The following is a 5529-nucleotide window of genomic DNA, read 5'->3' on the forward strand; positions in this document are numbered from 1 at the left end:
CTTCTTTGGAAATAATAGTTTTTCCACCAATACTCTGGTAAAGTTCAGGTGCAGCATAAATTTCTGTTCTTGCCTGACCGGTCATATGTTTGGATAATCCTTCATCAAGCATTGATGAAATACCAAAGTCACCAATCAAAATATCTGTTCCATCAGGATTCTTAAAAAATATATTCTCGGGCTTCAGATCCCTATGTATTATACCTTTGGAGTGGCAAAAGTTAAGTGCATTAACTACTTCCTTCACTATTTGTTTTATTCTGGTTATGTCCTTGATTGGTATGTATTTATATGTCCCATCTTCTTTTACATCCATTAAACTTCCACCTGCTGCATACTCTAAAACTTCAAAAAACCTATCACAGTAATAACCATAATCAATAAGGTCAACTGTATCATCGTGGTGCAACCCTTTTAATTGCTTCAGGAGACTATCTTTCGGCTTAAAGTTTGGGAAATAATACTTAAAGACATATTTCTGATTTTCTTTTTCTGCTAAATAAACCTCTGCTTCTCCGGTAGACTTTGCAATAACTTTTAATATTTTGTAGTTCTCATCATTGAGAACTATATCACTACCAGGAGTGGACATACCTGATGAAATAATCTGTGGCTGGGGTGTTCCTGGTACAATACCAGAAGAAATTACTGGTTGAGTATCCCTTTGTGTTCCTGTACCTGAGGGTGTAACTCCTGACGAAATCACTGAACCATCATCCCGAATAGTTCCTTTGGTTTTCTCATTCATAATTTATCCTCCTCTATTTTTAATAGCAACTGTTTCAGTTTTTTGTAGATTCTCCTGTAAGTATTACCATAAATTGTTGGTCACAACTACCACCAAAAGATATTTTATAATCCCCTGAATCAATATAAAGCATAGCCCAAGTACCACATCCATTTTCATGATCAAATATTAGCTTTATAATATTTATTCCAAACATTAATGTTGCTCTATAAGATGTACGTCCACCGGTCCCATGATTTATATAACCTATGATAATTAGGGCATTCTTTACCTTCTTTTTCCTCTTCTGAAGGATAGGTCGTTCTTTTCTTTTCTTCTGCTTCTTTCTTTTTATTTCGATATTCCATAAAATTTTTTGTTTAAATTAAATAAATTTTTTCTATTTTTTCCCTTAATTACTCCACAAATATAACTTCCGATACATCCTGAACTTTTTTGTACACAATATGCTCGTACTTGTCACCTAATAAGTAAACGCAACATTAACTTCGCACAATTTTATTTTTAGGATTTAAATATAGAAATAACAATCGTCTTTTATAATCTATCTCCTCCACAGGTTATTATTTCTTCATATTTATCGGCATTTTGTGCCACATTTCTTATTTTGTCAACAACTTCATCCAAATCTGCAGTAGCAATAAGTTGCTCTCCAACTATTGCAAGACGCGGCACTTCCCCTTGACCATCCCTCAGATCAAAATCAAGAATAGTAGTGGCTACCCCGCGCATTGATAGATTATCTCTCAATAAAATAATCGCTACCTTCAAATTAAGTGCTGTTGCCACACCAAAGAAAGAAATAAACCTCAGATAGTCCTTCGTATCTATTACTACCGAAAGAACAGTCTGCTCTCTGTTATTTTCAAGAGGGACAATCATCATAAAAAATCTGTCATCCTCGCCAATCTTTTTTAACTCACATCCTAATTTTCTTGCCGCTGCTTCTAATAATTCTTTTACACTCATTAGTTTTTCCTTTTTAAAAGTGGTAGTTTTACCCTGTGATTGGTTTAATTCATCCGCTTTCACCTCTTTAGCTCCCTTTTCTATGAGATACTTCACTATATCTGTATATCCTTTTTCAGAAGCAATCATTAAAGCAGTTCTACCGTCATTGCTTTTCGCATTAACATCCGCTCCTTTCTCTATAGCTGCTTTTAATACGAGCAGGTTACCTTCTCTTGCTGCATCCAATAAAACTTCATTTAAGTCCATAACTCCCTGCTTTTTACCCTTTTAGTTCTTTATCCATGTCGCAACTGCTTATTCTGATTTGGTACCGCAGACTCTACAATTCCCATAAGCATCATAGTGGCAATCTTTTGCAACACCAAATTTTGACTATTTGTTATATAGAACGCTTCTGCCTTCCGCATCACATCGCCAGCAGAGGATGCCTTGCCAATAAATGTAACAAGCAAACTTATAAGAAATCACTGTTTTTTTACTGCATATGTTTAACTGTGCGGGCATAGCGTCATATGTTCTATTGATACCACGCCTACTACAGTTCTCTAAGTTTTCTATTTTACAAACACCACCATGTTGTAACTAAACGTTTGTGGTTTACCACCAAAAAAACAACCACCCTTTTCTGTTACAGATACTTGACCAATTTGTACCAGTTGCCATCCTTGGGAAGCATATTTATTGAGTATGCTTTCAATTGTACTAGCAGCTGCTTGCGTTTCTCCCGTTTTAACGACAAGGTCGGCTGGCAAAAATTCTACTTTGTACTGTGCCATATTCTTTTCACCTCCCCTCTTTGTCAAATTTTGTCCGACGATAATCTGAAACTATAGAACAAATTTTCTGTAATCCTATTTCCAGGAACAATCATTATGGATAATCAATACCCCCATTAGGTGGATGGCAACGGAATACCCTTCTTATTCCTTTTATAATACCTTTTACAATACCATATTTTTCAATAGATAAAATCATATATTCAGAACAAGTTGGCTTAAAACGACAAGGTGAGTCATTTTTCCATGATGATAATTTTTGATATACCTTAACTAAAAAAATGAAAAACCTTCTCATTGATTTCATTCCTTGCCTTGCTCCATTGGTCAGGCTTCATGAAGACAAACATAGCTTGCTTTTGATAACCATAATCTTCCCAAATTTTAACCGGTCTGTCATAAGCTTTATCAAGCAGGTTTCGAGTATTCCTTGGCTTTTACAACGTACTGGTATCCTGATTTCTCAATAAATTCTGCGATCTCTTCGCTTTCATAACCGCTGTCCATTCTAAAAAACGATGTTGTCCACTTCATCTCGGAGGTTTGCAATGATTTCTTTTATCATTTCGGCAGCACCATTAGAGGTGTATGTATTTCCAGAACGCATAAAGCCTGTAATATAAGCCTTTAATTCATCACAAAATGCCATCAGAATGTTGTAACAATTATTCCCCTTGTGATGAGGATTGTATCCTTTAACGGCTCCTCCTGATTCCCTTCAACATTAACTACTCTACTTTTAACAAAAGAGACCTTTCCAGCTTATCTGCACCTACAAAACCGCCACAAATCAAAGTTTTTAAGTGGTTCATCTTTATTTCTTCGTGCTTTCATTGTCAAAGACCAAAATTTCGGCAATTGCTTGAAATGTTCTTTGTTCCTCTGTATAATTAAGGAGTAGTAAAACTCCTGCATTTGAGGTAAGGTTTGTTGCTGTGAATTCAATCTTATCAATCATGCCATTAAGTGCTCCTTTTCTTTGGGTTTTTAGTAGGCTCAAGACCACTAATTATACCACTTTGAGGGCATTTTTTGTATATATTTGCTTCACCTTTTGGGTGAAAAGTTGAATTCTTTGTGAGCCTTATATATCAATGGGTTAAGCCTGTTTTCTAAAGGCTCATGCAGATTCTCGGATAAATATAAATAGAACTTATTCACATATACCCATAAAAAAATTATTTTAAGTTTTTAATTATATCTGGTAATTAATTTCATGTTTTTATTTATTATTTATTTTAATGGCTTTTTACAAAGCGGACAAGTACTCAATACACTTCCAAATCCCATAAAACCTACACCTGCATAAACACAATTTTTACAAATAAAGTGCCCATTTACACAAGTTTTACCACCTTGTACATCTTTTTCTTTCCCACAGCTAGAACATATTCTTTTTGACATTTTAACATCCTCCATTTATTATTTTTATTTTCAATTATAGCAAGTAAAAAAGATTTTAAAGGTATATTTAAAAAAATAGGATTTAATACAAATTAATGCTAAATATTTTTTCAAAAAAATGGGAAACCAGTTTTTGTAACCATATAATGTTAATAAGATTTAAATAATTGTTTTTATATCATAGATTGGTTCTTTATATTAACTCAATTACGAAAACACGTTGGGGGCTGGAAGTATTAGACGCCTTATGAAAATTTAGCAAAAGTTATTGAATCACTGAGCTAATACAACGTCCCCCTGTTGCTTTTCAGCAGTACTATTTATTTACTGCTTAAAATTAAAACTCATTTTTTTTATAGAACAAAGTTAAAAGAAAAGTATATAATACTAAAGGATTTAAAAATAAAACAAGATCTATTTTCAACATCTGACATATTATAATTTCTTAAAATATGTTAAAGAACCGTTTCCAGCCATGGTCTATCCCATGCTGGTAATAAAGTAACCTATCCCCTTTCTTTCTTCCTAACATTTAGGATTAACAAAGCCGGCAGGATAGCTTGAGATATTGAAATAATCGTCTGCCGATTTTCTGAAAGGTATCAACACTAGTCCGTTATTAACCAAAATGTCCATCATGTTTTTACTACACAGAGCCTTTTCCTTTGCACACTCCACATTTAACCACTCCAGAACCTTCACAATTTTTGCAGGTATAAGTGGAGCCAAAGATAGGTACTATCCGACCTTGCCCCTTGCAGGTAGGACATTTGACTGAGCCTTTACCATTACAAGTTTTACATGTAGCCATAGTATTTTTTCTCCTTTCTTTATTTAGAATTCAATCACTTCTTCGCCACCGAAAGTTGCCATTACCTAACTACCGAAACATGTGTCAGGGGACGGTTCTTTGACACACTTTAATTCTCGCTGTTATACCCCGCAGATTAATACCCAATATTTTAGCTGTCTTCCTGATGGAGAGATTATATTTACTTTTTATATTTAATATTAAATTATTCCTATAATGCTTATTTTACTTTTTTGGGAAAACGGGACCTGTTGTTAATGCTCAGTAATTAAGTAACTTATTTGGTATATTTATACCACCAAAAGAGGTATTTAATTATGCAACTTAATCAATGGACTATTGTAAAAACATAGAAGCCTATTCTGGCATAATATGAAAAGATAAAGAATAAGGTCTTAGGCTTTCCCGTTTGATATATTGTAATTTCTTAAAATATAACAAAAAAGTACGGAAAAAATTATTATAAAACCCTTCTTTTTTGTGAAAAGTGTTTTATTTTTATTCAACTGTAATTATTACTCCCTTTCTTTCCATTCCTTCCATTCGAGATTGGTTAGTTCCGGTATTTGGATGAGTTCTTGTGGTTTTTTAAATTTTCCGAGTTCTTCTCTTAGGGTAATTACCTTTTAGGAATTTAGAAAGACTTTAGAATTTTGAAATTCTTGAAATTTTTAAAAATTATTATATATTTAAGTGTGGCAGAAACTGTCCCCTGTCATATTATATACTTTGTTATATTACAAGACCTGAACTTCCCATCTGAAAAATCAAGATAATTTTAAACTTTTTTATGCAACTTTTTTTAACTCTTTTCTAAC

9 protein-coding genes are annotated in these 5529 nt (G+C 33.4%); all 9 read right to left on the reverse strand.

Annotated features, from left to right (window positions below; translation table 11 throughout):
- A partial coding sequence (locus KKC53_03515; GenBank protein ID MBU2598233.1) for a protein kinase occupies positions 1-748 on the reverse strand: 748 nt, incomplete at its 3' end.
- Between the two features lie 34 nt (positions 749-782).
- Positions 783-944, reverse strand: a complete 162-nt coding sequence (locus KKC53_03520; protein MBU2598234.1) for a hypothetical protein — start codon at positions 942-944, stop codon at positions 783-785.
- 10 nt (positions 945-954) lie between these two features.
- On the reverse strand, positions 955-1095 hold the full coding sequence (locus KKC53_03525) for a hypothetical protein (GenBank protein MBU2598235.1): 141 nt from the start codon (positions 1093-1095) through the stop codon (positions 955-957).
- A gap of 190 nt (positions 1096-1285) precedes the next feature.
- A complete protein-coding gene (locus tag KKC53_03530; GenBank protein MBU2598236.1) occupies positions 1286-1966 on the reverse strand; it encodes an ankyrin repeat domain-containing protein in 681 nt (226 codons plus the stop codon).
- A 308-nt stretch (positions 1967-2274) separates the two neighbouring features.
- Entirely contained in the window at positions 2275-2496 is a 222-nt protein-coding gene (locus tag KKC53_03535; GenBank protein ID MBU2598237.1) for a DUF4177 domain-containing protein, read from the reverse strand.
- Positions 2497-2590: 94 nt separating this feature from the next.
- Positions 2591-2794 carry a membrane protein insertion efficiency factor YidD gene (yidD, locus tag KKC53_03540; protein MBU2598238.1) on the reverse strand — a complete coding sequence of 68 codons (204 nt, stop codon included), beginning with the start codon at positions 2792-2794 and terminating at the stop codon, positions 2591-2593.
- Positions 2795-3310: 516 nt separating this feature from the next.
- On the reverse strand, positions 3311-3454 hold the full coding sequence (locus KKC53_03545; GenBank protein ID MBU2598239.1) for a hypothetical protein: 144 nt from the start codon (positions 3452-3454) through the stop codon (positions 3311-3313).
- 275 nt (positions 3455-3729) lie between these two features.
- A complete protein-coding gene (locus KKC53_03550) occupies positions 3730-3900 on the reverse strand; it encodes a hypothetical protein (protein MBU2598240.1) in 171 nt (56 codons plus the stop codon).
- A 646-nt stretch (positions 3901-4546) separates the two neighbouring features.
- Positions 4547-4711 (reverse strand): hypothetical protein, encoded by a 165-nt coding sequence (locus KKC53_03555; GenBank protein MBU2598241.1) that lies wholly within the window; start codon positions 4709-4711, stop codon positions 4547-4549.
- Between the last annotated feature and the right edge of the window lie 818 nt (positions 4712-5529).

The sequence above is a fragment of the Actinomycetota bacterium genome (genome assembly GCA_018830725.1).
Taxonomy (GTDB): Bacteria; Actinomycetota; Humimicrobiia; order JAHJRV01; family JAHJRV01; genus JAHJRV01.

Excerpts from the sequence above, each read along its gene's own strand:
- KKC53_03520 (MBU2598234.1), bottom strand. The coding sequence starts at position 944 with ATGTTTGGAATAAATATTATAAAGCTAATATTTGATCATGAAAATGGA.
- KKC53_03525 (MBU2598235.1), bottom strand. The coding sequence starts at position 1,095 with ATGGAATATCGAAATAAAAAGAAAGAAGCAGAAGAAAAGAAAAGAACG.
- KKC53_03530 (MBU2598236.1), bottom strand. The coding sequence starts at position 1,966 with ATGGACTTAAATGAAGTTTTATTGGATGCAGCAAGAGAAGGTAACCTG.
- KKC53_03535 (MBU2598237.1), bottom strand. The coding sequence starts at position 2,496 with ATGGCACAGTACAAAGTAGAATTTTTGCCAGCCGACCTTGTCGTTAAA.
- yidD (MBU2598238.1), bottom strand. The coding sequence starts at position 2,794 with ATGAGAAGGTTTTTCATTTTTTTAGTTAAGGTATATCAAAAATTATCA.
- KKC53_03545 (MBU2598239.1), bottom strand. The coding sequence starts at position 3,454 with ATGATTGATAAGATTGAATTCACAGCAACAAACCTTACCTCAAATGCA.
- KKC53_03550 (MBU2598240.1), bottom strand. The coding sequence starts at position 3,900 with ATGTCAAAAAGAATATGTTCTAGCTGTGGGAAAGAAAAAGATGTACAA.
- KKC53_03555 (MBU2598241.1), bottom strand. The coding sequence starts at position 4,711 with ATGGCTACATGTAAAACTTGTAATGGTAAAGGCTCAGTCAAATGTCCT.